The organism is Ruegeria sp. AF2 (genome assembly GCF_056542025.1).
In genome coordinates this window covers 1,421,942-1,448,138 of the sequence record NZ_JBQFZC010000001.1, presented here as the reverse complement: position 1 = coordinate 1,448,138, position 26,197 = coordinate 1,421,942, and the positions used below count along the sequence as shown (strand labels likewise).

The window sequence follows — 26,197 nt, the reverse complement described above, 5'->3', positions numbered from 1 at the left end:
TCTGTATGTATCAGATAATTGGAATAGTTGGCAGGGCATTGACCACCCGGATCGCGCAATGATCCAAACGCGTGGCGTTTTCATTGGTCAGCGTACGGATTGTTTGGGCGCGCGCCTGCTGATGATCCTGACCTGTATCCGTCTGGCCGAAGACTTTGGGACAGACTACCGGGTGAACTGGTTCCCGCAAGGCGCCGATGCGCCGGAGTTGGATCATCCCGAGGAGTTATTCACCAAAGACTGGATGGATGCGCATTTCCTTGATCAGGCAGAGTTCGACGCGATAAGCGCGACCGCTCTGCCAATTTGGGCCTTCCAGAACGATCCATCGCCCGAGCGGCTGATCGACCATTTGGCGTCTGGCCGTTCGGTTCTGGTCGAAGAAGCGAGCGAGATATTGGCCTTCCCGTGGGAAGAGATCGAAACCATCCGTCCCCGCTATCGCGATTTCATACATAGCGTAGGATTTGTGGATGAGGTTCGTCAGATCATGTATCGCGCGGATCAGAAGCTCTCGGGGCAGGGGGTTTCGGCTTACCACATTCGGCGCGGAGAAATCCTGAACGGATTACCATGGAAGCATTCAATCTGGCCCGCCAAGATCGAACCTGACGAGTTTTACGAGGCCCATCTGGAGAAATCCAAAGGCCAGACGGTGATCATGTTTTCGGATCAGCCAGAGGTGATAGACCGTTTCAAGCAACGGTTTCCGGAGCTCATGCAGATGTCAGATATCGCTGATCTGTCAGCTCTGACGCGGGCGCAGCGGGACTTTCTGGAGCTTTTTGCGATGTCACGGGCGGATCAGGTGATCGCGCCACACATATCTGGCTTTTCAATGGCTGCAGCCCGGATTTCGGGGCAGCAGCGTAAAGTGTTCCGCGATGGATTGTCCAAGGATGAGATGCAGGCGGCCAATGCGCGGTTCATCGAACGGGTTGCGAAGGGGCCATCGGCCTTTCCGAATCCCTCAGAGGCGGCGCATATCTATTCAAAGGCGGTGCAATATCTGTCAGCGCAGGATCGCTGCGAAGAGGCGTATGATAGTGCGAAACCTATTCTGGACGCCGGGGCCGACAACGCCTTTATGCCACTTCTGCAATCCCTGAACTGTTTTTACCTGTCGAAGTGGCAGGAAAGCGAGGCACTTGCAAAAGAGGGATTGCAGAACCCGCATCTCTGGCCCGAAGACTATTCTGTTTTGTGCGCGTTGCGCGGCGCTGTTCTTGGCATGCAGGGCAAGCGCGGTGCGGCGACGCTGCACTTTGCTAAAGCGTTCTGGTCCAAACCCTTACGGCCGGATGTTGTGGTGCTGGGGTCCAGAATGCTCTACCGCGCCCAACTTGCGCTTAGGCTAATGCCGCCTGTGGATTGGTCGTTGCAGAAGGTCGTTCGGCAACGCCGATTTCCACCGTTCAATAACCTGTATCTGGTTCAGCGCAATGTTGTTGTCAGGCGTCCTTGCAACTTCGATTTCATACTCTTGGATTGGGCCGAGTTGGCGCTGGATCAACGCGCAAGTCGTATCTTTGATCACCAACAAAGATTGGAAGCGCTTTCTACCTCACTCGATGAGGTTCACGACGTACCAGCAGACGACCCGCGATCGTTGGGCGCGAGGGTGATACTACAGAGGCATCTAGGGGAAATATCCGGAGCTCAGGCGATCGATAAAATCCGCCAGATCGTGGCTGGAGTGCCGGAAAGTGCCTTGTACCAAAAGCGGCTGTCCGAACTTTACGAAGCAGAAGGCGATACCGAAGCTGCGCATCGAACGATGGCTGAGGCGCTGGCTTGTGACCCGGAAAGCCCGTTTCTCATGTTCGCCATGGGTCGCTTGCTTGAGCGGACGGGCAAGATCGGGCAGGGCGAGAAGCTTATTCTGAAAGCTGCCGATCTTGATGACGTGACCGTCGTTATTCAGGGCATGGCGGGCCAGATACACATGCGGCGCGGGAACAAGAACAAGGCACGTCCCTATCTTGAGAAAGCGCGCGATCTCTATCCGCCTCACAAGCGCTTTACCAATCAGCTGAACCGGCTTTCGGGTCAGGCCTGACGCTAATCCAGCGCGACCTCTTGCCGTAGTTTTCCGGTTGTCTTGTCGAAGATCAGAATCCGATTGTCCTCGGTCACGACCGCATACCAGTTGTTGCCGATGGTCAACGCTTGCGCTTTTGCGCCGTCCGGAAGTTCGATCTGGTCGGGCAGCTTCGGAGTGCGGTCCGATAGGCGGATGACAATCAGGGCGAATGTCACTAGAACCCCGCCAATCATTACCGCGGTCAACAGCATGACCATCCGCCGCAGCAGTCGAAGCTGCGGTGTTTCCTGCGGTTCCTGAGGTTCGGAAGGGACAGTCATGGGCACCCGCCTGATAGAGTTTCATATCGCGGCCGCTCCGCCGCCCCGCCTTGATAAGGCGCTTGCGCGGGATGTGCCAGCGGAAGAGAACCTGTCGCGCACCCGGCTGGCCCGACTGATCAATGAGGGTGCCGTCACCGTTGATGGCGTCGCCGTAGAAGACCCCAAAGCTAAGATAACCGAAGGCGCGCAGATTGGGATCACCGTGGCCGAAGCCGAAGATAGTCATATCGGCGCTGAGGATATCCCACTTGAAGTCGTCTATGAGGACGACGATCTGATCGTGATCAACAAACCAGCAGGGATGGTCGTGCATCCGGCGCCGGGCTCGCCGAACGGTACGCTAGTCAATGCGCTGCTGCATCATTGCGGGGATGATCTCTCGGGTGTTGGGGGCGTCAAGCGCCCGGGCATCGTGCACCGGATCGACAAGGAAACCAGCGGGTTGCTGGTTGTGGCGAAATCGGATGCGGCGCATCACGGGCTGGCTGCCCAGTTCGAGGCGCATAGCGTCGAGCGCTACTATCGCGCGATCTGCTATGGTGTGCCGGATGCCAATGACCCTCGGTTGCGTGGGATCAAGGGTGTTAGCTTTGAGCCGGGCAACATCATGCGTCTGACGACACAGCTGGCACGGCACAAGACCGATCGACAAAAGCAGGCTGTGCTGTTTCACGGTGGGCGCCATGCGGTAACGCGCGCACGGATTGTCGAGGTTTTTGGAACGCCGGGCAGCCTCTCTCTGATCGAATGCTGGCTTGAGACGGGCCGAACGCATCAAATCCGTGTCCATATGGCCCATGCCGGCAACGGGCTTGTCGGAGACCCGGTTTACGGCGGAAAGCGCAAACTGGCCGCGCGGGCATTCACGCCTGAGGCCGCCGAGGCGGTGCAGGCTTTCCCCCGCCAAGCTCTGCACGCAGCAGTGTTAGGCTTCGAACACCCGGTTTCGGGCCAGGCATTACGTTTTGAAGCACCGCTGCCGCAGGATATGGCGGACCTGCTGGAAAATCTCAGAAAACCACTGAAATAAACTGCAAAGGCTTGTGAAAAAGGCCTTTTCAGCTTTCCTTTACATAGGGTTAATCTCAGACTGTTAACAGATCCTCTTGAATGTATCGGGTCTGGTACCCATATCCCATGTTAAGGGCTTAAACATTTGTCCAAGGGGCAGAAATAAATGGCAAATTACTCAAATCTTCCAGCGCCGACACCCGAGGGTGGGCTGAACCGCTATATGCAGGAGATTCGCAAGTTTCCTCTGCTGGAGCCGGAGGAAGAATATATGCTGGCCAAGCGCTGGGTCGAGGAACAGGATACCGAGGCCGCGCATAAAATGGTCACGTCTCATCTGCGCTTGGCGGCCAAGATCGCCATGGGATATCGCGGCTATGGCTTGCCGCAGGCCGAGGTGATTTCCGAAGCCAATGTGGGCTTGATGCAGGCGGTCAAGAAGTTTGACCCCGAAAAAGGCTTCCGGCTGGCGACCTATGCCATGTGGTGGATCCGCGCTTCGATCCAGGAATACGTCCTTCGGTCGTGGTCGATGGTGAAACTGGGTACAACATCGGCGCAGAAAAAGCTGTTCTTCAACCTGCGTAAAGCAAAGGCACGCATTGGCGCGCTGGAAGAGGGTGATCTGCGTCCTGAAAACGTGGCCAAGATTGCAGAAGACCTCGGAGTGACCGAGGAAGAAGTGATCAGCATGAACCGTCGGATGTCCGGTGGCGATGCGTCGCTGAACGCGACCGTGGGGTCCGAAGGCGAAGGCACCATGCAGTGGCAGGATTGGCTGGAAGATGAAGATGCCGATCAGGCTGGTGACTACGAGGCGCGCGATGAATTGGAAGCCCGGCGCGAATTGCTCGCTGCTGCGCTGGATGTTCTGAACGATCGCGAGAAAGACATCCTGACTCAGCGCCGTCTGATGGACCAGGCTGTTACGCTGGAAGAGCTGAGCACGCAGTACAATGTCAGCCGTGAACGTATTCGTCAGATCGAAGTGCGCGCGTTTGAGAAGCTGCAAAAGAAGATGCGTGAGCTTGCGCGCGAAAAAGGAATGCTGGGTTCAAACTAACCCCAGACTGATATCAGCCCGCCATATGAGCGGGCTGATTTTATTGTTATGCGAAAATGAAATCGGACTCGGACAGGTGGCTTGCCCAGACGCCTGATAGATAGATGCTGTCTCCGTCGTCCAATTCGATCTTGGTCCCGAAGAACTTTCCGTCGATATCGTCTTCGATGTCCTCAAAGCTGGTAATGCCATCGTATTCGGACAGGTCGATCTTGTCCTTGCCGACGCGGAAATCGACAATCCAGTCGTGACCGTCGCCCTCATCGAATACAAACGTATCCTTACCGCGCCCACCAAAGAGTTTGTCATTGCCTTCGCCACCGTCGATGATGTCTTTCCCTCGGCCTCCGAAGATTTTGTCATGGCCTTCATCGCCACGCAGAATATCCTTTCCGCGCCCCCCGAAGATTATGTCGTTCCCGGCACCGCCAAGCGCCACATCATTGCCCGAGCCGGTGTTGATCACGTCATTGCCACCATCACCGTGAACAAAGTCTTTGCCGCGTCCGGTAAAGATGAATTCATCGCTGCTGTCACCCAGGATAAAGTCCGTGTTCTTTTTGCCCAGAATGCCCGACACCGAGACGGGTAGAAGTACGCCGTCAAGTACGTGAATGATACCGTTTGACGCATCCACGTCGAACGCGATCAAGCCGGGATCGTCGATGCCCGGATCGGCATCGCCCAGACTGGGGGGATCGCTTTCAAGGTTCAGTTCGACTGACGACCCAAGCAGAGTTTGGATTTCAGCCCCGTCGCCTAGACCGACCACTGTGGTGCTGTCGAACTCACCATCGACCACGTGATACTTCAAAATGTTGGTTAGCAAAGGGATAGGGTCTCCGCCGCCAAGCAGGGTGAGCGCCTTGATGATGTGGCCCAATGCTCCAGCCTCGTCATCCCCTTTATACCCAAGCGTTTGTGCCAGAGTAATAAAGGCAGCGTCATTTGGGGCAAAGACGGTCAGTTCTGCCTCAGGATTGTCCAGCGTTTCCGCCAGCCCGGCTGCAATCACCGCTTCGCGGAGAATGTCGAAATCCTGATTGTCGCTGTCAAACGTTCCGGGATCACCGCTTTTTAGCACTGTTCCTGTAATCGTATGTGTTGCTGGCATTTCAGTAAGCCTCCCACCCTGTTTGCCGTTGCTCCGGATGTTGCCAGAGCGCCATCCGAGAATGATTCAGTCGATGTTTGAGCTACGGCGGCAGTATCAGACTGGATCAACAAAACTGATTTGCGAGGGCAGGTTTGACGCCGATCGATTTTAGATTATCGATATAAAGTATAAGGTTATCGGGGTTTTTTAATCTCATCAAAAAATTTACCGAGGCGTATGATTTTCAAATAGATAGAGAAAGGACTGACTTATTGGCAGGTGGTTGATAGACAGATCAGGAACTGAATTACATTGAGCTCGCCGTGAGCGGGTTACATCAATTTTTTGGGGGGCGCATGCATAAACCGGTCAATTGGGGTGTTCTGGGTGCGGCCAGATTCGCACGACAACACATGGCGCCCGCCATCCATGCGGCAGAGGGCGCGCGGCTGGCGGGGTTGGCGACCTCGGATCCGGCCAAGGCCGAGCCCTTTGCCAGATATTGCCCTGATTTGAATGTCTACAACAGCTATGAGGCATTGCTAGCCGATCCTGAGATTGAGGCGGTGTACATCCCGCTGCCCAACCATCTTCACGTCGAATGGAGCCTGAAGGCGCTGGATGCGGGCAAGCATGTGCTGTGCGAAAAGCCGATGACCATGCGGGCCGATGAGTTTGACGCGCTGATCGCAAAGAGGGACCAGACGGGTTTGCTGGCTGCCGAAGCATATATGATCGTGCATCACCCTCAGTGGCATCTGACCCGTAAACTGATCGCGGACGGAGTGATCGGCCGGCTGGTCCATGTCACCGGGGCGTTCAGCTATGACAACCGGGCGGACACGGGCAACATCCGCAACCGTGCGGAAACCGGTGGGGGCGGGCTGCGTGACATCGGGGTGTATGTTATCGGCAGCGCTCGGTTTGCGACTGGGCAAGAGCCGGTCTCGGTCAACGGTGCGATCCGGTGGGAAAATGACGTGGATGTCTTCACCGAGATACGCGCGCAGTTTCCCGAATTTACCTATTCCGCCTACGTCTCTACACGCATGCATCCACATCAGGAAATGGTGTTTCACGGAGAAGGTGGCATGATCCGTCTAACCGCTCCGTTCAATGCCCGTGTGTTCGGCGAGGCGCGGGTTGAACTGCACCGACCGGGCCTTGAAGTTCTGGTGCCCCGGTTTCCTGCGGACAACCACTATCAATTGCAGGTCGAAGCGTTCTGCCGATCGGTTCGCGAAGGGGTTGAATATCCCTGTTCATTGGAATTCGTGAGGGGCACACAAGAGGTTATCGATCAGGTCTTTGACGCCGCCGTTTCGCTCTAGCTTGCCACCCCTGTGGTGTCTCGCGTATCCTGTCCCGACCGGATCAGGAGGGCTAAATGGCGGGCGGCTGGGCGCGCGATGGCGCGGTGAGTGAACAGATCGAAGCGTCGATTTCAGATGAACTGGCGCGGATGCAGGCGCAAAAGCGACCTGTGGGCGAAAGCCTGACACATTGTGCTGAATGCGAAGAACCGATCCCCGAAAAACGCCGCCTTGCTCTGCCCGGCGTAAAGCTGTGCCTGGACTGTCAGCAAGAGCGTGACAACAGCTTCAAGACCCGCGGCGGGATCAATCGGCGGGGTTCGAAAGACAGTCAGTTGAAATAACGCGAGGAGCACCCGGTGAAGGATCAGCCGCAGAGATCAGTACTGCAAAACGGGTTGGTTCTTGGGTTCCTAGCCGCGTTTCTATGGGGCACGCACAGCGTTATCGTGCGATATTTGACTAGTGATCTCGGCGGGTTGCAGATTGCCGTATCACGCCTGTTCATCGCTGCGTTTGCGATTTACTGCATGCTGCGGGTGATGGGCGCACGGGTTTCAATCCAGTACAGGGATTGGAACTTCCGGCTGGCGGTGTTGTCGACGGTGGTGAACTATATCCTGTTCCACATAGGTTTGGAACATACAGGTGCTGCTAATGCGATGGTGCTTGAGAATACCGCGCCGTTTTTTGTGTTGATATTCCTGTATTTCTTCGCGGATACCACCGTTGGCCGGACTGATGTATTGGCGACCCTGCTGGCGATCCTCGGTGTGTTTCTGACCGTCTATCGGGATTTTCAAGGCGGGGGAGAACCCCTGCTGGGCGATCTGATGGAAATCGGGGCGGGACTTAGCTGGGCGGTGTTCTTGATTTCCAGCAGCTGCGCGATGCAGTCATCTGAGACCACTGCCGAAAGGTTGAACTTTCTGTTTGGCATCTTTTTGTGTTCGGGCGTTTTGCTGGTGCCACTGGCGGCTTTTTCTATTCAGATGCCGACCGCAAACGACGTGATCTTCTTGATCCTTCTGGGCGTTTTGCCGACCGCGCTTGCCTATTATCTTTGGTACGAGGCCGCCGCCCGCGTGTCGACATTGACGGCGACGTTGCTATTCGCCGCCTCGGTTGTGTTTACCTTTGTCAACTCGGCACTGTTTCTGGGCGCAACGATCACACCGCTTGCGATTGTCGGCGCAGTATTGATTGTTACGGCCATTTTCGTGACGACCATGAAATCCGCCAAAGAGAAATGAGGCAGCCATACAGGCTGCCTTTCTACTTTAGCTTTCCATCGCTTCCAGTTCGTCAATAAATCCCGAGATCATCGACAGGCCTTTGTCCCAGAACTCGGGATCACTGGCGTCCAGTCCGAACGGGGCCAGAAGCTCTTTATGGTGCTTGGAGCCACCAGCCCGCAGCATTTCGAAATACTTGTCCTCGAACCCGTCCGCACCGCTTTCGTAGACCGAATACAGCGCGTTCACGAGGCCATCACCGAAGGCATAGGCATAGACGTAGAACGGCGAGTGGACGAAGTGCGGGATATAGGCCCAGAAGGTCTCGTACCCGTCCATGAATTCGAATGCGGGGCCAAGGCTTTCAGCCTGAACGCTCATCCAAAGGGCGTTGATGTCGTCTGGTGTCAGCTCGCCCTCACGACGGGCGGCGTGCAGTTTGCATTCGAAGTCGTAGAAGGCGATCTGGCGAACGACTGTGTTGATCATGTCCTCGACCTTACCGGCCAGAAGCACCTTGCGCTGTTCCGCTGTCTCGGCCTGATCCAGCATTTTGCGGAAGGTCAGCATTTCACCAAAGACCGAAGCAGTTTCAGCCAAGGTCAGCGGGGTCGATGAAAGCATCTCGCCCTGATCGGCGGCCAATACCTGATGCACGCCGTGGCCCAATTCATGCGCCAATGTCATCACATCGCGCGGTTTGCCCAGATAGTTGAGCATCACGTAGGGATGAACTTCGGTCACGGTAGGATGCGCAAAGGCGCCAGGCGCTTTGCCGGGTTTCACTGCCGCATCGATCCAACCTTTCGAGAAGAATGGGGCTGCAATTTCACTCATGCGCGGATCGAAGGCGTTGTAGGCGTCCATCACCGTCTTCTCGGCCTCGGACCAATCGACGATGCGGGTGTCCTCCATCGGCAACGGAGCATTACGGTCCCACACTTGCATCACGTCCAGACCAAGCCATTTGCGTTTCAGTTCGTAGTAACGATGGCTCAGCTTGGGGTAGGCGGCCACAACGGCCTCGCGCAGGGCTTCGACCACTTCGGGCTCGACATCGTTCGACAGGTGGCGACCAGTTTGAGCAGTTGGCATGTTGCGCCAGCGGTCAACGATTTCTTTTTCCTTGGCCTGCGTATTGTGCACGCGCGCGAAGGTTTTGATATTGCTTTGGAAAACGGTGGCGAGTTCGCGCGCTGCGGCTTCACGCTTGGCGCGATCCTGCTCGGTCAGCAGGTTCAGCGTGCCTTCGATATTCAACTCTTCACCATCGACGGTGAAGGTCAGACCCGCGATTGTTTCGTCGAACAGGCGTTCCCACGCGTCACCGACAACGCCGAGGTCGTGCAGAAATTTCTCAAGCTCGTCGGATAGCTGATACGGTTTCATCGCGCGGATGCGACGGAACACGGGCTCGTATCGAGCCAGATCAGAATTGGCGGCAAAATGCGCAGCCAGCGCGTCATCGTCGATGCGATTCAGTTCCAGCGTGAAAAACACCAGAGGCGTGGTGAAGACGGTGATCTTCTCCTGCATGTCCGACAGGAACTTGGCGCGATCCGCGTCGGTGGTCAGTTGGTAATAGCGCAATCCGGCAAAGGACATGATCCGCCCGGCGATGGCGTTGATCTTTTCGTTGCGCAGTACGCAGGTCAGTAGGCCAGCTGCGTCCAATTCGGCCAGCTTACCCTCATAATCTGCGGCAAAGGACGCACATTCGCCTTCTAGCCAGTCCAGATCGCGGGCCAGTTCGGGTGCATCTTCCGAGGCATAGAGGTCCGTCAGATCCCATTCCGGCAAATTGCCCAGATCATCGGCACCGCCGCCTGCATTTGCATCACGGACGGGAAAGGGAAGGTCGCGCATGGAACACCTCGAATAAACTGCGTTGGCAAACATTTAGGCGCGGCACGTCCGGATCACAAGCAAGCTGTCTGGTCAAACCTTAATGACAGGGCTCGGGTTTTGGTTTCGCCGCGGCTGCCGCGAAATGTGCAGCAAGTTGATCAAAGACCGGCCCGCGCACCTCGAGTGCCTCCATCAGAACTTCGTGTTCGCCGTCGGGGATCTCGACCAGAGTACCGCTAGGCCAGTTGGCCATACGTGTCCGAATGGCCTTGCGGTCTACGATCTGTTCGTGGCTGCCCAAGAAGGTCAGGGCAGGGATCTCGGGCGCGGTCTGTTCCATCAGCCAGGTGCATTCATCCAGCGCCTCGCGCAGCCAGATGGTGGACGGTGCACCCAAAGCAAGTTCAGGGTGTGCGGCCAACTGATCCTGCATCATTCGGTACATCGCCGGATCGCGTGTCAGCACGTTTCCTTCGAAGGGCTGTGAGGCCACATAGCTCTCCAGCGTGGTGGTGGGCGGTGTTTTCTCGCCCAAGCCCAAGCGTGGCCCCCAATAGGCAGTTAGCTGGCTGAGCGGCTTCATGATTGGTGTAAAGAATATCCCCCACATCGGGCCCGTAAAGGCGCAGGCCGCAAAATCAGCCCCCTCCAGAACGGCGCGAAGCCCGATAGCTCCGCCCATGGAATGGCCTATGACGTACCAGGGCTTGGGCAACTCCAGTTTTTCGGCCAGTTTCAGTATTGAGCGAACGTCGTGCTGGTAATCGGTGAATTGTTCGACATGACCGATCCGCGGATCATCCAGCAGGCGATCTGCAAGCCCTTGCCCGCGCCAATCGACCGCGAGGCTTGCAAAGCCCCGGTTCACAAATTCCTTGGCGGTATCACCATATTTTTCGATGTATTCCGTGCGACCGGGGAACAGCATCACCGTGCCGTGCGTATCGCCTCCGGGCAGCCAATGTGCCACGCGGATACGTTTGCCATCTTCGGTGATCAGCCAATGCGCCGCACCATCGGCAGGGCCGCCGGCCACGTCTTCGAATAAGGGGGCCGGCGAAAACTCCATCAGGCCAGCACCGAGGCGAGTTTCATGGCAATACCCATGTCTCCGTCAACGCTCAGCTTGCCGGACATGAACGCACCGGTTGGGTTCAGGTCACCGCTGAGGATCTGTTCAAAGGTGTCCGCATCGGCGCTGAGGGTCACATCAGCATCTTCGTCGCTTACCCGCGCACCGCTTGCATCCAGAATGATAGAACCCAGATCGGCAATGGCAAATTTGGCTGACGCATCGAAATCGCCGCCCGACAGTTTCTCATTCAATGCCGCCGCGGCTTTTTCCAGAATATCGCTCATGGTCTTCCTCATATTGTTCATGCGCCGTGAATGGACATCCCCGGTCGCTACGCTACACTGACCATTGTTATGGGTATTGCAATCACCAATCTCAAACGTACCGTCGCGGCACTTGCCGTCATAGTCACGTTTTCCACCAGTTGCATCGCGCAGCAGGCGGATTCGCGGGACGAGGCATCACTGTTGCAGCAACTGGCGCAATCGACGCCCGAACAGGCCATCGGATTGGATCGGCAATTGCAGGCGCTGTGGTCACAATCAGGTTCGGCTTCAGCGGATTTGCTGTTGGAACGCGGACGCGAAGCGCTGGATGACGGGGATGTCGAGGCCGCGCTTGATCATTTGACGGCGCTTACCGATCACGCACCCGAATTTGCCGAGGGTTGGCATGTGCGCGCTTCGGTTTTCTTCGGCATTGACAGGTTTGGCATGGCTGCGGCGGATCTTGAACAGGCATTGACGCTGAATCCGAACAACTACGACGCTATCTACGGCCTTGGCCTCATCTTTGAGATCGTGGGCAAGCCAGAACAAGCACTTGAGGCTTATTCACGTGCGCTGGCTATACATCCCCATCATGAAGAAGTAACCAATGCCGTGAATCGGCTGAAGCCTCAGGTTGAAGGCAAGGCGCTGTAAGTCTTAGGGCGCAGGGGGCAAAGGTGAGCGGGTCATCCCGAATCGTGGCCGTACTTGGCCCGACGAACACAGGTAAAACTCATTACGCGATTGAACGTATGCTGGGGTACCGGACCGGTGTCATCGGTCTGCCGCTGCGGCTGCTCGCGCGCGAAGTCTATGACAAGATTGTCGCTATTCGCGGTCCGTCTGTGGTGGCGCTGGTGACAGGCGAGGAACGGATCGTACCGCCGCGCACCCAATACTGGGTCTGTACAGTTGAGGCGATGCCAGAAGGCAAGGGCACTGATTTTGTGGCGATTGACGAAATTCAGCTTTGCGTGGATCCCGAACGCGGCCATGTCTTTACTGATCGCCTGTTGCGGTCGCGCGGCACCAATGAAACGCTGTTTCTCGGCTCTGACACCATGCGCGGCCCCATCGCGGCCCTTGTGCCCGAAGCGCAGTTCATCCGGCGTGAACGGATGTCTCAGCTGGTCTATTCCGGTTCGAAAAAGATCAGCCGAATGCCTGCGCGCAGTGCGATCGTCGGATTCTCGGTCGACAATGTCTATGCCATCGCCGAGCTGCTTCGTCGCCAAAAGGGCGGGGCGGCGGTCGTCATGGGGGCGCTCAGCCCTCGCACGCGGAATGCGCAGGTTGACCTCTATCAAAACGGTGAGGTTGATTATCTGGTGGCTACGGATGCCATCGGTATGGGGTTGAACCTGGATGTGAACCATGTGGCGTTCTCATCTCTGACCAAGTTTGATGGCCGCCGAATGCGGCCTCTTGCCCCCAACGAGTTGGCCCAGATCGCAGGACGGGCCGGGCGCGGAATGTCGGATGGCACGTTTGGTGTGACGGGCGAGGCTCCGCCGCTGGATGAGGGCGTAGCCCAAGCCATTATGGACAGCCGGTTCACGCCTATGAAAAAGTTGAATTGGCGGAATGCCGCTTTGCGGTTCGGCTCAATCGACGCACTAATCGACTCGCTTGAGGTCAGCCCAGACAATGAGCACCTGATCAAAGCGCGGCCAGCTGACGATCTGAACGTCCTGAAATCTCTGTCCCAAGTCACCGAAGTTGTTGCCCGTGCCAGCGATGGACCGTCGATCCGTTTGCTATGGGATGTGTGTAGAATCCCCGATTTTCGCGGCATCAGCCATGCCGAACATGCCAGCCTGCTTGAGGTGATCTATGGCCATCTGCATGAGCGCGGAAGTATCCCCGATGATTTCATGGCGCGGCAAATCCGCCGTATCGACCAAACCCATGGCGACATTGATGCATTGTCCAAAAGGTTGGCATATATTCGCACTTGGACATATGTTGCGCAACGAAACGGTTGGGTGCGTGACGAATCCCATTGGCGCGAGGAAACGCGCACTGTAGAAGACAGGCTGTCGGACGCTCTTCACGACCGTTTGACTCAGCGATTTGTGGACCGGCGCACGTCAGTGTTGCTGCGCCGGCTCAAACAGAAGGAGGCCCTTTTGGCCGAAGTAAATGACAAGGGTGAAGTGACCGTCGAAGGCGAATTCGTCGGTCGTCTGGAAGGGTTCCGGTTTACCCCGGACAAAAGCGCGCAGGGGACTGAAGCGAAAGCCTTGAAGTCAGCCTCTCTGCAAGCACTCGCGCCGCAATTCCATCTGCGTGCCGATCGCTTCTACAATGCGCCCGATACCGAAATTGATTTCACCGATCAGGGTGGCCTGATGTGGGGCGAGTATGCCGTGGGCAAACTTGTTGCCGGTGCCGAGCCTCTCAAGCCTGTAGTCGAGGTTTTTGTCGATGAGGCCGCCGGGCCGGACGTGGAACAGAAGGTTCAGCGCCGCCTGCAGCATTTCATCGACCGCAAAGTGGCAGCCCTGTTTGAGCCGCTGCTGAACCTGTCGCGGGATGAAGAATTGACGGGCCTGGCGAAGGGCTTTGCCTTCCGTATGGTCGAGTCGTTGGGCGTGCTGCCCCGTGTGCAGGTTGCGCAAGAGGTCAAGGATCTGGATCAGGACGCCCGTGGTGCGCTGCGCAAACATGGCATCCGGTTCGGTCAATTCACCATCTTCATGCCGCTGCTGCTGAAACCCGCGCCAACGCGCCTGCGTCTGGTACTATGGGCATTGTCCGGCGGCTTGCAGGAGTTCCCCGAAGCACCACCTCCGGGTCTGGTTACCGTTCCGGTCGCCAAGGACGCGCCGCAGGGCTATGACACCATGTGCGGCTACCGCGATGCGGGCGAACGCTCAATCCGGATCGATATGCTGGAACGGCTGGCCGACATGCTGCGGTCCGAGGATAGCCGCGGTGGGTTCGAAGCCAAACCCGACATGTTGTCAATTACCGGCATGACCTTGGAACAGTTTGCAGACCTGATGCAGGGACTGGGTTACAAGGCCGAACGCGGCGAACGTGAGAAGGCCAAACCGGTCCCCACGGAGCAGCCTGTGGCGGAAGCCGAGGAACAACCCGTCATCGATGAGACACCGACCGCAAATGCCGAATCGGATGACGTCGGTATAACCGCCGAGGCGTCAGCCGAAGCCTCCGAAAGCACCGAGGCGGCAGCAGAGGCTACGGCCACTGAGAAATCAGCAGAGTCCAAATTGGATGAGCCCGAAATTGAGGTGTTCTACACCTTCACTTGGGGGCGCCAACGTCAGCAAAACCGTGGTCCGCGTCGCGAGCAGGGGCAGGGCAAGGGCAAGCCGCGTGGTAAACCTCAGGGCAAGCCGCATGGCAAGAAGGGGGGCAAGCCTCAGGGCGCCAAGACCTTCTCGTCACGGCCACCCAAAAAGGAAAAGGCAATCGATCCCGATAACCCATTTGCGGCAGCGTTGATGGGTCTGAAGGACGGCAACTGATCCGCGATGGCCGAGGCCAAGCTGCGGATCGACAAATGGTTGTGGCAGGCGCGGTTCTTCAAGACCCGTAGCCTGGCCGCCAAACAGGTCAGCGGCGGCCATGTGCGTCTGAACGGAAATCGGGTGCTGAAACCGGCGCAAGCCGTGGCACCCGGAGATGTCCTGACCTTTCTGCAGGGGCGTATTGTTCGGGTTGTACGTATCGAAGCGCTTGGCGTGCGTCGCGGCCCAGCCCCCGAGGCGCAAGCTTTGTACTTTGATATGACCGAAAAGCAGGACGTATCGCCCAAGAATCCTGCGTTTGAGGGAAAAGGTCGTCCAACCAAGAAAGAAAGACGCGCGCTTGATCTTTCTCGCATCCCAAAGGGGTGATCTGACCTTGAAGCGGCGGTCAGACTGGATTAGCTAGTCGCCAAAGCGCAAACGGGAAATCCAACATGACCTACGTTGTCACCGAAAACTGCATTGGCTGCAAATACACCGACTGTGTCGAGGTTTGTCCGGTGGATTGTTTCTACGAAGGTGAAAACACATTGGTCATTCACCCCGACGAATGCATTGACTGCGGTGTCTGCGAGCCCGAATGCCCCGCCGACGCCATCCGCCCCGACACCGAGCCGGGGATGGAGCAGTGGGTCGAGTTCAACCGGAAATACTCGGAAATGTGGCCGGTGATCGTGACCAAAAAAGACCCCTTACCCGAGGCCGAGGAACGCGACGGCGAAGAAGGCAAGATGGAGAAATATTTCTCGGAAGCCCCAGGCGAGGGCGGTTGACCGATTCGGCAGCCGGTTACCGTTCATTTGGCATCAATCTGTGCATTAATTAGTTGAGGTAGAAAGGGAATTTCCCATTTACCTTGGCGCGGTCTTTTGAGTGTCGCAAATTTGTGATATACTTAGGACCGAATGATGACTGTGATTGGGATGTGCTCCGTAAGTATGCTCGCTTTGGAGTTCTGAATTTATGACAAATAAGCCGCCTGACGGGGCCATGCAGGGCCTCGGCTGTGGTGCTTTTGTCGTCTCATATCCCGATCAGTAATGAAGGATGAATATGAATGTCGAAATCGAAAAAGCTTGAGTTCCGCCCGAACGATTATGTCGTCTACCCGGCTCATGGCGTAGGTCAGATCGTGTCAATCGAAGAGCAGGAAGTTGCAGGCTTCTCGCTTGAGCTGTTCGTGATTTCTTTTGAAAAAGACAAGATGACCCTGCGGGTACCAACCAACAAGGTCACCGAATCCGGTCTGCGGTCGCTTAGCTCGCCGGATGTTATCAGCCAGGCAATGAAGACGCTTAAAGGCAAGGCCAAGGTCAAACGCGCCATGTGGTCGCGCCGGGCGCAGGAATACGAGCAAAAGATCAACTCGGGTGACTTGATCTCGATCGCCGAAGTGGTCCGCGACCTGCACCGCACCGACGACCAGCGCGAGCAGAGTTACTCCGAGCGTCAGCTTTACGAAGCCGCGCTGGAACGTCTGACACGCGAAGTGGCCGCGGTTTCTGGCGCCGATGAGATTTCGGCTGCCAAACAGGTCGATGAGGTTCTGACCTCACGCGCAGCCTGATTGCGTTCGAGCCAATTTAAGGGTCGTCCCGAAATCCGGGGCGGCCCTTTTTCGTGACTAGGCGCTTGGTCTTGTGGTGTGTGTCGGGTATTTTTCTGTAACTGCAGGAAGATACGGGGACATGATGAAGCAAACTGTCAAGTTTCTCTACATCAGCCACGAGCCGGTCTCGGTCTGGTTTCGCTATGGGCTGATCCTGTTCGATATCGCCTCGATCATCTTTTTTGTCTCCACGGCGAATATCCCGCATGGGCCTGGGCTGACGGCGGCAAGTTTGGGTGTCGGGCTGATCATCCTAATGGATTTCTGCGCGCGGATGTGGATTTCCAAAGACCGCTGGAAACTGCTGCGCCAGATTTACACGATGGCAGACATCGTTGTGATCGTGTCGCTGCTGCTTGACCCGTTCCTGACCGGCAATCTCGCGTTTCTTCGGATATTGCGCGCGTTGCGGCTGATCCATTCCTATCATCTGCTGCGGGATTTGCGCCGAGATAGTCCTTTCTTCCGAACCCACGAGGACGCGGTGATTGCGGCGATCAATCTGATGGTCTTTGTTTTTGCAACCTCGACTGCAGTACTGGTCTTTTTCGTCCCCGAAGATGCGCAGACCCCCTATATCGACGCACTTTATTTCACTATGGCGACCCTGACGACAACGGGGTTCGGAGATATCACGCTGGGCACACCAGCGGGAAAGCTGTTTTCCGTTTTCATCATGGTTGTTGGCGTGGCGTTGTTTGTCCGTCTGGCGCAGGCGATCTTCATGCCGCAGAAAGTGCGCTACAAATGCCCAAGCTGCGGCCTGTTCCGGCACGATCCGGATGCTGTGCATTGCAAACACTGTGGCGCGACGCTGCGCATTGAAACCGGTGGGGCGTCTTAGATTGAGGCTGTTAGCGCCAGGAGGAAGATGATTTCCGAGACCTGCTGCGTGGCCCCCAGAATATCACCGGTTTGGCCACCGATCTTGGTCTTGGCGATGCGAGCGACAAAAGCCGCTGCAAGCAGGGCGCAGAGCATCGGCGTGATGGCTGATCCACCCAGCAGCAATAGCGACAGGACGATAGCCAACACGATACCGGCCAGCAACGCAGACAAGGGGGGCGCACCAACCGAATGGCTCAGCCCCGATTTGCGAGCGTTGGGTAGCGCGAGCATCAGCACCGGCAGCATGGCGCGTGAGAACAGGCAGGCGGCCAATATGCCCGTCAACAGACCCGCACCGATCAGTGCCATAACAGCAGCAATTCGAAGCAGTTGGCCCAGCAACAGGGCCAGTACGCCGTAAGTACCGATATGGCTGTCCTTCATGATCTCCAGTCGACGTTCGGTTGTGAAGCCGCCCCAAAGCCCGTCGGCCGTATCGGCTAGCCCGTCTTCGTGCATCGCTCCGGTTGCGATGATCAACGTGGCGAGCAGCAGGGCGGCGGTGGCAAGGGTTGGCAGCTGCGCCCAGATTGCAATCCAGGCGACGCCGCAAGCCAGCGCCCCCACAACAAGCCCGGCAAGGGGATAGGCCCAAGCCGCACGCGACTGGCGGGTGAACGCTTGATCGGGCAGGCGTGGCAGGGGCAGGCGCGTCAAAAGGACCAGAGCCAGCGGGATATCCCACAGGGAAAACGGGGCGGTGTCGTTTTTGGTCACTCCCAGGCCTTTCCGGGTCTTGTTGCTTTGCCAGCATTGGTTAAACACACACAACCACTCTGATGCAACGAGGCTTTCCATGCTGCCCGAACTCAATGACCTGAACAGTTTCCGCAATGCGCTGACCGGCGCACCCGGTCCGGACACCGCTGCCAAGCAGGGCGCGGAAGAGCGCAACGGTCAACTAACCAAACCGCCCGGCGCGTTGGGGCGGCTTGAGGATCTGGCGATCTGGTATGCAGGTTGGCGCGGGGATGCGCGGCCTCGGATCGATGCGCCGCAGGTCATCGTGTTTGCTGGCAACCATGGCGTAACTGCTCAAGGTGTCTCGGCGTTCCCGCCCGAAGTGACGGTGCAGATGGTCATGAATTTCGAACATGGCGGCGCGGCGATCAACCAGTTGGCAAAGGCTGCGGGCGCGAAGATGGACGTGCACGCGCTGGAGCTGGACCGTCCGACCGCAGATTTTACCCAAGCCCCCGCGATGAGCGAAGAGGAATTTCTAAGCGCACTGCGCACAGGATGGCAGGCGGTTGATCCGCAGGCCGATCTGCTGGTTGTTGGAGAGATGGGGATCGGAAATACCACGCCGGCTGCCGCCATCGCTTGCGCGCTATTTGGCGGGGATGCTGCCGACTGGACTGGCCGCGGGACCGGTGTGGATGATGCAGGTCTGGCGAACAAAACCAGGGTTGTTGCGGAAGGCGTCGCTCTGCATGGTCAGGGCGATGGACTTCATATTCTAAGGTGCCTCGGCGGACGCGAGATTGCGGCTATGGCGGGTGCGATAGCCGCCGCGCGCGTATTGCGGATACCGGTAATTCTGGATGGATTCATCTGCACCGCAGCAGCAGCCTGTCTGGCGCAGATTTCGGAAACAGCGCTTGATCACACCATCGCGGGCCACCAAAGCGCCGAGGGCGCGCATGCCGCGATGCTGGGCAAGCTCGGCAAGGAGCCATTGCTGACCCTGGGCCTGCGCTTGGGCGAGGGCTCGGGCGGGGCGTTGGCGATCAACATTCTGAAAAGCGCGGTTGCTTGCCATTCCGGCATGGCGACATTCGCTGAAGCGGGTGTGTCGGACGGTTAAGCCGACTTCTTGGCGTGTTCCTCGGCCAGTTCCAGCAGCGCGGTTTCCAGATCTTTTTCCAGTTGCCGCGCACGCTCGATGTATTTCTTGTTTTCGGCTGTGGGCATGCCGGGGATCCACAGTTCTGCAAGCTCGCGCACCGATCCCCGGTCGTGGTGATAAAAGGTTTGTTCAGCTTGTGCGGCCTCGTATTCACTGAGGCCAATGTTCTCCAATACATAGCGGCCCGCGCGTAGCGATCCGTCGAACATCTCGCGGACAATGTCGTTGGCCCCTGCCTGATACAGTTCATAGACATGGTTGCGGTCGCGGGCGCGGGCGATGATGTGCAGATCGGGCCGCTGGCGGCGGGCATATCCGACGAGACGGGTGACCTGTTTGTAGTCATCCATGGCCGCGACAAGGACCGCTGCCTTTTCGATTCCAGCAGCGCGCAGCAATTCGGGGCGAGTGGGGTCGCCAAGGAAGCCTTTGACACCGAACCGTCGCATCAGCTGGATCGTTTCGATATCGTGGTCCAGAACAACTGTTTTAAACCCGCTTGCCTGTACCAGCCGGTTGACGATCTGCCCAAAGCGACCGATCCCGGCGATGATGACAGGGCCTTTTTCGTCGATCTGATCGGGTTCAACCTGCGGATTGCTCTCGCCGAGAAAGCGCGAAAGTACGTCGTAGACGATAAACAGAAGCGGTGTGATCAACATGGTCAGCGCGATGATCATCAACAGTTTTTGCGACAAGCCCGGCGGAATCACGTTCTGCTGCGTAGAAAACGCCAACAAGACAAAGCCGAATTCACCGGCCTGGGCCAAACCCAGCGTGAACAGCCAGTGATCGCGCCCGCGCAGCTTGAAGGCGCGCCCGACGATGAACAGGATGATCCCCTTGGCCAGTATGACCAGCAAGGCCAAACCGATCAGGTCAAACGGGTCGGCGAAGAAATACCCGATATCGATCCCAGCGCCCACGGTGATGAAGAACAGGCCCAGCAAAAGCCCCTTGAACGGCTCAAGGTCGCTTTCCATTTCGTGTCGGAACTCCGAACTGGCCAGAACCACTCCGGCCAGAAACGCGCCAAGAGCGGGCGACAGGCCCACAAGGGTCATCAGGAACGAGATGCCGACCACGATCATTAGCGCCAGTGCCGTATACATTTCGCGCAGGTGGGTGGCGTGGATGAAACGGAACAGTGGGCGGGTCAGGTAGATGCCGGCCAATACGACAAACGCGACGGCGCCAATGGTGACAAGCGTAACGGCCCAGCCGGGCAGACCTTCGACCAGCGAGAGTTTGGCGTGATAATCCGCGTCTTTGGCTATGCCTACGCCACGGCTGATGGAGCCGTCATCTTCGATGTGGATACTTGCGGGCAGGGCAAGCAGCGGCAGGAAAGCTAGGATCGGGATTACGGCAATGTCCTGCGTCAGCAGGACCGAGAAGGTCGCTCGACCTCCGTTGGTTTGCATCAGGCCCTTTTCGGACAGGGTCTGCAGCACGATTGCCGTGGAAGAAAGCGACAAGGTCAATCCAACCGCCAGCGCCACCGACCATTGATGACCCGCATAGAACGCCACAGCTGCGATTGCGGCGGTCGACAGGCCGACCTGCAACCCGCCCAAGCCTAACAATTTGTCCCGCATATCCCACAAGGCACGGGGCTCAAGCTCGAGCCCGATCAGGAACAGCATCATCACGACGCCGAATTCGGCCACATGCTGTAGGCTTTCGGTCTCTGCGCCAACTAGCCCCAGAATTGGTCCAATCGCGATGCCTGCGGCCAGATAACCCAGCACCGATCCCAGACCCAGACGGGCGGAAAGCGGCACCGCGATCACCGCAGCTGCCAGATAGATCGATGCCTGATAAAGGAACTCGTTCATTATTGTCCTCTTAAATCCGCTCAGGTCGGGAGCGGCGCGTCGCGTTTCAATTGGTCCATTACGATCTGGCTTTGCACCCGTGCAACTGCAGGATGCGGCAGGATCACTTCGTGAAGCAAGGTATTGAGTGCGGATAAGTCGTCACAATAGACGTGAAGCAGATAATCTGCCTCACCTGTCATCGTCCAGGCGCTGGTGATCTCGGGGCGGGTGTTGACCATGCGGGCGAAGCCTGCGGATTGTTCGGGACCATGAGTGCCCAGATGCACCTGAATGAACCCCTGAACCTGTAGCCCCAGCCTCAGCGGGTCCAGTCGTGCGGTGTACCCAGTGATATAACCCTCGGCCTCAAGGCGCTGTCGGCGACGGCCCGCCTGACTGGCGGATAGATTCAGCACATCACCCAATTGCTGCGACGTCAGATGCGCGTCGCGCTGCAAAGCTGCGAGTATTCCGATATCAATCCGATCCAGCACGTGCGGCGTTTCCTCAAGATTTGCAATCAATATGCGGAAAGTACGCATCTAAACTTAGTTTATACGAAAACAATGCGCAGAAACAGCACTCATTAAGGCGTATTTTTGAATCAGCAAAGAAATTCCTGTTTTCCGAGGAGACGCGCCATGGGTCCTTTCCCGCATAACGCCCCGAAATCTGTCATCAGCGAAGAAAACCCAGCCGGTACCGACGGGTTTGAGTTTGTTGAATTCGCACACCCCGAGCCGCAAGAGCTGCGAGACCTGTTTGCGCGAATGGGCTTCGACTATGTCGGCTATCACCGCAACACCCCCAAGGTCGAGCTTTGGCAACAGGGTGATGTAACCTACATCCTGAACGCGGATCCTGACAGTTTTGCAGCCAAATTCGTGGCCGAGCACGGCCCCTGCGCCCCTGCCATGGGCTGGCGCGTTGTTGATGCTCAGAAGGCTTATGAGCGCGCGATCGCCAAAGGGGCTGAGCCTTATGATGGCGCAGACAAGACCATGAATGTTCCGGCGATCAAGGGCATTGGTGGTTCGCTGATCTACTTCATCGATCAGTATTATGACACCTCGCCCTACAACGAGGAATTTGAATGGCTGGAGCAGTCAAAACCGCGCGGCGATGGGTTCTACTATCTAGATCACCTGACCCACAACGTGTTCAAGGGCAACATGGACAAGTGGTTCAAATTCTATGGCGACCTGTTCAACTTCCGTGAAATCCGCTTTTTCGACATTCAAGGTAAGTTCACCGGGCTTTACAGTCGCGCGTTGACTTCACCTTGTGGTCGCATTCGCATTCCGATCAATGAAGATCGTGGAGAGACCGGACAGATCGTCTCCTACCTGAAGAAGTACAATGGCGAAGGCATCCAGCATATCGCGGTGGGCAGCGACGATATCTACGCCTCGACCGATGCCATTGCCGAGAAGGGTCTGAAGTTCATGCCCGGTCCGAACGAGGCCTATTATGACATGTCTTACGACCGTGTGTCCGGCCATGATGAGCCCAAGCATCGGATGATGAAGCACGGCATTCTGATCGACGGCGAAGGTGTAGTTGATGGCGGTGAGACCAAGATTCTGCTGCAGATCTTTTCGAAAACAGTCATTGGCCCGATCTTCTTTGAGTTCATTCAGCGTAAAGGGGATGACGGGTTTGGTGAGGGCAATTTCAAAGCCCTGTTTGAATCGATTGAACGTGAGCAGATCGAGTCGGGTGAAATCTCGGCAGCCTAAACATGAATCAATGAAATCAACCGAGCGCCGTGTCTGACCGACATGGCGCATTTTCTTTACCCGCGCGGCATCTTGAGCGTGATGTTCTTGCCGCGCTTCTGATAGCGCAACTCGCTGTCGCCGATGGCGATGACATTACCTCCGTCGATGCGATCGCCCACCTTCAGCTTTTTGTAGCGTCCGCTGGGCAGGCGGACCAAAGCACGACGGTTTGCCGGGGTGCCGTACACGCCGATTAGGTTCAACTTGCGCAGGTTAATCGCGTTGTCGATGGTTGCTTGTCTCGCAACTGACGCGGAAGACGGGATTTTGGGGTTGACCGTTCTGGGCTGGAACGAGCCAACTTCATCGGCATTACTGGCCACATTTGCGGTCGAGGCCAGCGCTGCACTCCCAGAACTAGGTTGCCGTGTCGCGCGCGCCGTGATGCTGGCAGGCCTGATTTTTGGACGGGGTACCCGTACAACAGCCAGCGCAGTCGGGGTTTCATCGACCTGCGGAGGGGTTTGCAGAGACTCGGGCCGCAGCTTGGGCCGGACCGAGGCCAGTTCTTGCCGGGATCGACCGCCAAGTTGCTGGCGTTCGAATTGATCCACCAGATTTTCCGGGCGTGGCCGCGGGCGAAACGCCGCGAGTCTCTCATCGACCTCTTCTATGACAACGGGTTCTGTTTCGAACCTGGTTGGGGGTTCGGGGGGCACGGATGCGGGACGACCCAGATAAACCATCACACCGGCCGGGTTCAACGTGCCTTCGGCACTTGGCGTCACAAGTCCGCGTTCATCCAGGTTGAACCGCTGCCCCGCTTGGCCTGGCAAAGAGATCGACTCAAAAGACGCATCTGTGTCCAGGCTGGCAAGTTCGGGTAGTGCGACGGAATCGGTCGACAGGTCCGAGCGATCGACCGATGTGAGATATTGATTATCCACGCCAGCCACAGGCGCTGGCTCCAGATCTGAAGGTTCAACAGGGGCGGTGCCGGTAAACTCACGAAACTCGGTTCTGCTCTCTGGCAGATCAGCGATGTCTTCGACCGGCTCCGGTTCAATCTTCAGTGCCTCGAGAATGGCCTCGTCCGTGGGGGTGAGCACCGGTTCTTCCTCTGCCACTTCAGGTTCTTGTGGGAGGCTTGCGATCTCGGTTTCCTGAGGTTCGGGTTGTGCCTGCGGTTCTGCCGTCACAATTTCTGGCTCTGGCTGCAGCTCGGGCTCTAACGGCTCGGCCACTTCGACAATTTCGGGGTCAGAGCTGTTGTAAGACCAGACACCCAGCAACATTCCAACCACAACCGACGCTGCGATCGCAGGAATTGCAAAGCGTTTCAGATCCGTTCCTGTCTTGGCAGACGAGGGCAGTGCTTTGGTAGCAGGCTCAAATGCAGGGGGGGCTGCATCTTCAGCGATGGCGTGAACCGGTATGTCCGGCGTATCAACGGGTTTGGGGGCCGCAATCACAGCGTCCTCATCCACAATGATCGGCAGTTCCAGAAATGGCGCGTCCAAAGTATCGTTGCCGGTTGCGCTGACCCAGAATGCCTCGGGGATAAAGCCATGATCGGTGGCAAATGCGCTGGCTTCGTCCAGCGTTTGCTGGGCCACAGCGGCAACCGGGGTCTCAGTCCCCACGTCGCCCGCGACATAAGCCAGCTCTGATAGCTCATAGGGCGTGGCTGCGGCCAACGTATCCTTGACCTTTTTCGCCGCTGCATCGGTGTCCAAACCATCGGTGTCGACAACCAAGCGGCGCACCTGATCGGATGGAATCACAAGCTTGCAACTCAGGTCATTTTCCAGCGCGAATCCCTGATCCCGAAGGGCCTGCATCTGGTCCGCGAAATCCGACGCATCTAACGGAACGGTTCCAATGCAGTACCAGTCTCCATCCGACTGATGATGCAAGGAAATGCCGTTTTCAGAAAATGACAGCGCAAAGGCGGGTTTCATAATCGCGATGAACCATAATTGTCGGCTTTTATGCAAACGCTTAGATGTCTGCCCACCGAGATTAGAGCAGGAACTCGCCGAGGGAAAGAAAAAGGCACGTTTCCCCCTTGCCGTGTACGGGCCTGACCACCCATCTTGAGGGCAAGCATCAAGGAGGGATCATCTTGAAGACACTTGCTTTTTTGGCCGCCATGGCCGCTGCCACCGCGACTCTGCCCGCCCATGCGGAAGAACGTCGCATCTCGGTCAGCGGGACCGGTACGGCTCTGGTTGCACCCGATATGGCAACGATAACGCTGGGCGTGACCAATCAGGATGCGCAGGCATCGGTAGCGATGCAGGCGACCTCGGATGCGGTGACGCAGATCCTCAAACGACTGGACGAAATGGGATTGGAGGCGCGCGATGTTCAGACGCGCGATCTGTCGCTTTCACCGGTCTGGTCGGGGCGCAGCAATTCCAGCAATGAGCCACCCAAGATCACTGGGTTCACCGCGTCCAACCGCGTTTCGGTTCGCGTACGGGATCTGGATAATCTGGGCCAGATCATGGATGCGGTCATCAAGGATGGTGCCAATGATTTCGGCGGTCTGAGCTTTGGCGTGCAAGAGCCTAAACCGCTTGAGGCTGAAGCACGGGCCAAAGCTGTGGCAGATGCGACCGAGAAGGCGCAGCAACTGGCGCAGGCGTCCGGAGTTACCCTGGGTCCCGTCCTATCGATCAACGACCACGGCGGAGGTGTTCGCCCGATGGCTCAGATGCGCGAGATGGCGATGTCGGACGCCGGTGGCGTGCCGGTCGCAGGCGGAGAGATTTCCGTGTCGGTCAATATCGCGATGGAGTTCGAAATCGCGGAGTAAGCTAGGATTCAGCGCGGGCTTGCAGCGGTTGGCGCTGCTGGCCCGATGCATCGAAATTCCCCGGCGCAAGCCAGTTCTCGAAGGCCGCCCGAATGCGCGGCCATTCGCTGTCGATTATCGAAAACCACGCCGTATCCCGGTTGCGCCCTTTGTAATGCGTCGCCTGCCGGAAGACGCCCTCGAATGTGAAACCCAAACGCTCGGCCGCGCGCTTTGATGGCGCGTTCAGCGCATCACATTTCCATTCGTAGCGGCGATAACCAAGCTCATCGAACACACGGCGCATCATCAGATACATAACCTCGGTCGATTGCGGTTTGCGCTGGAGCAGGGGAGAGAAGTGGATATGGCCTACCTCGATTGAACCCGCTGCTGGTTCGACCCGAAGGTATGAGGCCATCCCCACGGGTACCTCATCCGCGTCGAGCACCGTATGGAACATCGGGTCCGCATCCATGCAGTTTGACTGCGCCCATGCGGTGAAATCCGCCTCAGAGTCGAACGGGCCGTAGGGCAGATAAGTCCAATTGTGGCCGTCCATGTCATTGGCAAACGCCCGGTACAAGCCGGGCGCGTGCCTGTTTACATCCAATGGCACAACGGAACAGAACCGGCCCTGCATCGGTGTGTAAGGTGGCGTGGGGCGAGGAAACTCGCCCGTGACCGAAAAACCGATGGGTTGACCCAGTTCATTTGTGTTGTGCCCGGTCATCGG

25 protein-coding genes are annotated in these 26,197 nt (G+C 57.3%); 15 read left to right on the top strand and 10 right to left on the bottom strand.

What is annotated here, in order from left to right; genetic code table 11:
- Window positions 1–58 precede the first annotated feature (58 nt).
- The gene (locus ACR0NM_RS07130) at window positions 59–2,059 is read left to right on the top strand and encodes a tetratricopeptide repeat protein (RefSeq protein ID WP_480613788.1); all 2,001 of its coding nucleotides are present in this window, start codon (window positions 59–61) and stop codon (window positions 2,057–2,059) included.
- A 2-nt stretch (window positions 2,060–2,061) separates the two neighbouring features.
- Here ACR0NM_RS07130 and ACR0NM_RS07125 read toward each other — a convergent pair whose 3' ends face one another.
- Window positions 2,062–2,364 carry a DUF6476 family protein gene (locus tag ACR0NM_RS07125; RefSeq protein WP_170563212.1) on the bottom strand — a complete coding sequence of 101 codons (303 nt, stop codon included), beginning with the start codon at window positions 2,362–2,364 and terminating at the stop codon, window positions 2,062–2,064.
- Here ACR0NM_RS07125 and ACR0NM_RS07120 point away from each other — a divergent pair.
- Both ACR0NM_RS07120 and rpoH read left to right on the top strand, forming a co-directional pair.
- The gene (locus tag ACR0NM_RS07120; protein WP_170610198.1) at window positions 2,363–3,397 is read left to right on the top strand and encodes an RluA family pseudouridine synthase; all 1,035 of its coding nucleotides are present in this window, start codon (window positions 2,363–2,365) and stop codon (window positions 3,395–3,397) included. The two genes, ACR0NM_RS07125 and ACR0NM_RS07120, sit on opposite strands and share 2 nt — an antisense overlap.
- 147 nt (window positions 3,398–3,544) lie before the next feature.
- Window positions 3,545–4,441, top strand: a complete 897-nt coding sequence (gene rpoH, locus ACR0NM_RS07115) for an RNA polymerase sigma factor RpoH (protein WP_170393423.1) — start codon at window positions 3,545–3,547, stop codon at window positions 4,439–4,441.
- A 46-nt stretch (window positions 4,442–4,487) separates the two neighbouring features.
- Here rpoH and ACR0NM_RS07110 read toward each other — a convergent pair whose 3' ends face one another.
- Entirely contained in the window at window positions 4,488–5,555 is a 1,068-nt protein-coding gene (locus tag ACR0NM_RS07110) for a fasciclin domain-containing protein (RefSeq protein ID WP_170626043.1), read from the bottom strand.
- 338 nt (window positions 5,556–5,893) lie between these two features.
- On the opposite strand from ACR0NM_RS07110, the gene ACR0NM_RS07105 reads away from it, so the two are divergent.
- From ACR0NM_RS07105 to ACR0NM_RS07095, 3 genes are read left to right on the top strand one after another with little or no spacing between them, the layout of a single operon-like run.
- The gene (locus tag ACR0NM_RS07105; RefSeq protein WP_480613786.1) at window positions 5,894–6,868 is read left to right on the top strand and encodes a Gfo/Idh/MocA family protein; all 975 of its coding nucleotides are present in this window, start codon (window positions 5,894–5,896) and stop codon (window positions 6,866–6,868) included.
- Between the two features lie 56 nt (window positions 6,869–6,924).
- A complete protein-coding gene (locus ACR0NM_RS07100; RefSeq protein WP_480613784.1) occupies window positions 6,925–7,194 on the top strand; it encodes a DksA/TraR family C4-type zinc finger protein in 270 nt (89 codons plus the stop codon).
- Window positions 7,195–7,209: 15 nt separating this feature from the next.
- On the top strand, window positions 7,210–8,103 hold the full coding sequence (locus tag ACR0NM_RS07095) for a DMT family transporter (RefSeq protein ID WP_480613782.1): 894 nt from the start codon (window positions 7,210–7,212) through the stop codon (window positions 8,101–8,103).
- A 27-nt stretch (window positions 8,104–8,130) separates the two neighbouring features.
- Here ACR0NM_RS07095 and ACR0NM_RS07090 read toward each other — a convergent pair whose 3' ends face one another.
- From ACR0NM_RS07090 to ACR0NM_RS07080, 3 genes are all read right to left on the bottom strand, one after another.
- On the bottom strand, window positions 8,131–9,951 hold the full coding sequence (locus ACR0NM_RS07090; RefSeq protein ID WP_480613780.1) for a M3 family oligoendopeptidase: 1,821 nt from the start codon (window positions 9,949–9,951) through the stop codon (window positions 8,131–8,133).
- A 79-nt stretch (window positions 9,952–10,030) separates the two neighbouring features.
- Window positions 10,031–11,002, bottom strand: a complete 972-nt coding sequence (locus ACR0NM_RS07085) for an alpha/beta fold hydrolase (protein ID WP_480613778.1) — start codon at window positions 11,000–11,002, stop codon at window positions 10,031–10,033.
- Window positions 11,002–11,292: an SCP2 sterol-binding domain-containing protein gene (locus ACR0NM_RS07080; protein WP_170393409.1), complete on the bottom strand. Its 291-nt coding sequence runs from the start codon at window positions 11,290–11,292 to the stop codon at window positions 11,002–11,004. Before ACR0NM_RS07080 ends, ACR0NM_RS07085 begins: the two co-directional genes overlap by 1 nt.
- A 30-nt stretch (window positions 11,293–11,322) precedes the next feature.
- Here ACR0NM_RS07080 and ACR0NM_RS07075 point away from each other — a divergent pair, with 30 nt between their 5' ends.
- The 6 genes from ACR0NM_RS07075 to ACR0NM_RS07050 all read left to right on the top strand — a co-directional run bounded on the left by ACR0NM_RS07075 (window position 11,323) and on the right by ACR0NM_RS07050 (window position 17,227).
- Window positions 11,323–11,931 (top strand): tetratricopeptide repeat protein, encoded by a 609-nt coding sequence (locus ACR0NM_RS07075; RefSeq protein ID WP_170405089.1) that lies wholly within the window; start codon window positions 11,323–11,325, stop codon window positions 11,929–11,931.
- Window positions 11,932–11,954: 23 nt separating this feature from the next.
- Window positions 11,955–14,771 (top strand): helicase-related protein, encoded by a 2,817-nt coding sequence (locus ACR0NM_RS07070; protein ID WP_480613776.1) that lies wholly within the window; start codon window positions 11,955–11,957, stop codon window positions 14,769–14,771.
- 6 nt (window positions 14,772–14,777) lie between these two features.
- On the top strand, window positions 14,778–15,143 hold the full coding sequence (locus tag ACR0NM_RS07065; protein ID WP_480613774.1) for an RNA-binding S4 domain-containing protein: 366 nt from the start codon (window positions 14,778–14,780) through the stop codon (window positions 15,141–15,143).
- Window positions 15,144–15,208: 65 nt separating this feature from the next.
- Window positions 15,209–15,547, top strand: coding sequence for a ferredoxin FdxA (gene fdxA / locus ACR0NM_RS07060; protein ID WP_010439399.1), 339 nt, complete (start codon window positions 15,209–15,211; stop codon window positions 15,545–15,547).
- A 284-nt stretch (window positions 15,548–15,831) separates the two neighbouring features.
- The gene (locus ACR0NM_RS07055; protein WP_010439402.1) at window positions 15,832–16,341 is read left to right on the top strand and encodes a CarD family transcriptional regulator; all 510 of its coding nucleotides are present in this window, start codon (window positions 15,832–15,834) and stop codon (window positions 16,339–16,341) included.
- A gap of 124 nt (window positions 16,342–16,465) precedes the next feature.
- On the top strand, window positions 16,466–17,227 hold the full coding sequence (locus tag ACR0NM_RS07050; protein WP_170406404.1) for an ion channel: 762 nt from the start codon (window positions 16,466–16,468) through the stop codon (window positions 17,225–17,227).
- On the opposite strand, the gene cobS is transcribed toward ACR0NM_RS07050, so the two are convergent.
- Window positions 17,224–17,988 carry an adenosylcobinamide-GDP ribazoletransferase gene (gene cobS, locus ACR0NM_RS07045; RefSeq protein WP_480613772.1) on the bottom strand — a complete coding sequence of 255 codons (765 nt, stop codon included), beginning with the start codon at window positions 17,986–17,988 and terminating at the stop codon, window positions 17,224–17,226. The genes ACR0NM_RS07050 and cobS overlap by 4 nt on opposite strands.
- Window positions 17,989–18,067: 79 nt before the next feature.
- On the opposite strand from cobS, the gene cobT reads away from it, so the two are divergent.
- Window positions 18,068–19,078 carry a nicotinate-nucleotide--dimethylbenzimidazole phosphoribosyltransferase gene (gene cobT / locus ACR0NM_RS07040; protein WP_480613770.1) on the top strand — a complete coding sequence of 337 codons (1,011 nt, stop codon included), beginning with the start codon at window positions 18,068–18,070 and terminating at the stop codon, window positions 19,076–19,078.
- Here the strand turns inward: cobT and ACR0NM_RS07035 are convergent.
- Complete coding sequence (locus tag ACR0NM_RS07035) at window positions 19,075–20,958, bottom strand: monovalent cation:proton antiporter-2 (CPA2) family protein (RefSeq protein WP_170393396.1); 1,884 nt, start codon at window positions 20,956–20,958, stop codon at window positions 19,075–19,077. The two genes, cobT and ACR0NM_RS07035, sit on opposite strands and share 4 nt — an antisense overlap.
- A gap of 20 nt (window positions 20,959–20,978) precedes the next feature.
- The gene (locus ACR0NM_RS07030) at window positions 20,979–21,434 is read right to left on the bottom strand and encodes an Lrp/AsnC family transcriptional regulator (protein WP_170405101.1); all 456 of its coding nucleotides are present in this window, start codon (window positions 21,432–21,434) and stop codon (window positions 20,979–20,981) included.
- Between the two features lie 147 nt (window positions 21,435–21,581).
- Here ACR0NM_RS07030 and hppD point away from each other — a divergent pair, with 147 nt between their 5' ends.
- Window positions 21,582–22,679: a 4-hydroxyphenylpyruvate dioxygenase gene (gene hppD / locus ACR0NM_RS07025; protein ID WP_480613768.1), complete on the top strand. Its 1,098-nt coding sequence runs from the start codon at window positions 21,582–21,584 to the stop codon at window positions 22,677–22,679.
- A 56-nt stretch (window positions 22,680–22,735) separates the two neighbouring features.
- Here the strand turns inward: hppD and ACR0NM_RS07020 are convergent, their stop codons facing one another.
- On the bottom strand, window positions 22,736–24,622 hold the full coding sequence (locus ACR0NM_RS07020; RefSeq protein WP_480613766.1) for a hypothetical protein: 1,887 nt from the start codon (window positions 24,620–24,622) through the stop codon (window positions 22,736–22,738).
- A 164-nt stretch (window positions 24,623–24,786) separates the two neighbouring features.
- On the opposite strand from ACR0NM_RS07020, the gene ACR0NM_RS07015 reads away from it, so the two are divergent.
- Window positions 24,787–25,482, top strand: coding sequence for an SIMPL domain-containing protein (locus tag ACR0NM_RS07015; protein ID WP_170421149.1), 696 nt, complete (start codon window positions 24,787–24,789; stop codon window positions 25,480–25,482).
- A gap of 1 nt (window position 25,483) precedes the next feature.
- Here the strand turns inward: ACR0NM_RS07015 and ACR0NM_RS07010 are convergent, their stop codons facing one another.
- Window positions 25,484–26,194, bottom strand: coding sequence for a GNAT family N-acetyltransferase (locus ACR0NM_RS07010; RefSeq protein ID WP_480613764.1), 711 nt, complete (start codon window positions 26,192–26,194; stop codon window positions 25,484–25,486).
- Window positions 26,195–26,197: the final 3 nt, after the last annotated feature.

What these genes read in the sequence shown, in the direction of transcription:
- ACR0NM_RS07130 (WP_480613788.1), top strand. Translation starts at nt 59, where the DNA reads ATGATCCAAACGCGTGGCGTTTTCATTGGTCAGCGTACGGATTGTTTG.
- ACR0NM_RS07120 (WP_170610198.1), top strand. Translation starts at nt 2,363, where the DNA reads ATGGGCACCCGCCTGATAGAGTTTCATATCGCGGCCGCTCCGCCGCCC.
- ACR0NM_RS07125 (WP_170563212.1), bottom strand. Translation starts at nt 2,364, where the DNA reads ATGACTGTCCCTTCCGAACCTCAGGAACCGCAGGAAACACCGCAGCTT.
- rpoH (WP_170393423.1), top strand. Translation starts at nt 3,545, where the DNA reads ATGGCAAATTACTCAAATCTTCCAGCGCCGACACCCGAGGGTGGGCTG.
- ACR0NM_RS07110 (WP_170626043.1), bottom strand. Translation starts at nt 5,555, where the DNA reads ATGCCAGCAACACATACGATTACAGGAACAGTGCTAAAAAGCGGTGAT.
- ACR0NM_RS07105 (WP_480613786.1), top strand. Translation starts at nt 5,894, where the DNA reads ATGCATAAACCGGTCAATTGGGGTGTTCTGGGTGCGGCCAGATTCGCA.
- ACR0NM_RS07100 (WP_480613784.1), top strand. Translation starts at nt 6,925, where the DNA reads ATGGCGGGCGGCTGGGCGCGCGATGGCGCGGTGAGTGAACAGATCGAA.
- ACR0NM_RS07090 (WP_480613780.1), bottom strand. Translation starts at nt 9,951, where the DNA reads ATGCGCGACCTTCCCTTTCCCGTCCGTGATGCAAATGCAGGCGGCGGT.
- ACR0NM_RS07085 (WP_480613778.1), bottom strand. Translation starts at nt 11,002, where the DNA reads ATGGAGTTTTCGCCGGCCCCCTTATTCGAAGACGTGGCCGGCGGCCCT.
- ACR0NM_RS07080 (WP_170393409.1), bottom strand. Translation starts at nt 11,292, where the DNA reads ATGAGCGATATTCTGGAAAAAGCCGCGGCGGCATTGAATGAGAAACTG.
- ACR0NM_RS07075 (WP_170405089.1), top strand. Translation starts at nt 11,323, where the DNA reads ATGGACATCCCCGGTCGCTACGCTACACTGACCATTGTTATGGGTATT.
- ACR0NM_RS07065 (WP_480613774.1), top strand. Translation starts at nt 14,778, where the DNA reads ATGGCCGAGGCCAAGCTGCGGATCGACAAATGGTTGTGGCAGGCGCGG.
- fdxA (WP_010439399.1), top strand. Translation starts at nt 15,209, where the DNA reads ATGACCTACGTTGTCACCGAAAACTGCATTGGCTGCAAATACACCGAC.
- ACR0NM_RS07055 (WP_010439402.1), top strand. Translation starts at nt 15,832, where the DNA reads ATGTCGAAATCGAAAAAGCTTGAGTTCCGCCCGAACGATTATGTCGTC.
- ACR0NM_RS07050 (WP_170406404.1), top strand. Translation starts at nt 16,466, where the DNA reads ATGAAGCAAACTGTCAAGTTTCTCTACATCAGCCACGAGCCGGTCTCG.
- cobT (WP_480613770.1), top strand. Translation starts at nt 18,068, where the DNA reads ATGCTGCCCGAACTCAATGACCTGAACAGTTTCCGCAATGCGCTGACC.
- ACR0NM_RS07035 (WP_170393396.1), bottom strand. Translation starts at nt 20,958, where the DNA reads ATGAACGAGTTCCTTTATCAGGCATCGATCTATCTGGCAGCTGCGGTG.
- hppD (WP_480613768.1), top strand. Translation starts at nt 21,582, where the DNA reads ATGGGTCCTTTCCCGCATAACGCCCCGAAATCTGTCATCAGCGAAGAA.
- ACR0NM_RS07020 (WP_480613766.1), bottom strand. Translation starts at nt 24,622, where the DNA reads ATGAAACCCGCCTTTGCGCTGTCATTTTCTGAAAACGGCATTTCCTTG.
- ACR0NM_RS07010 (WP_480613764.1), bottom strand. Translation starts at nt 26,194, where the DNA reads ATGACCGGGCACAACACAAATGAACTGGGTCAACCCATCGGTTTTTCG.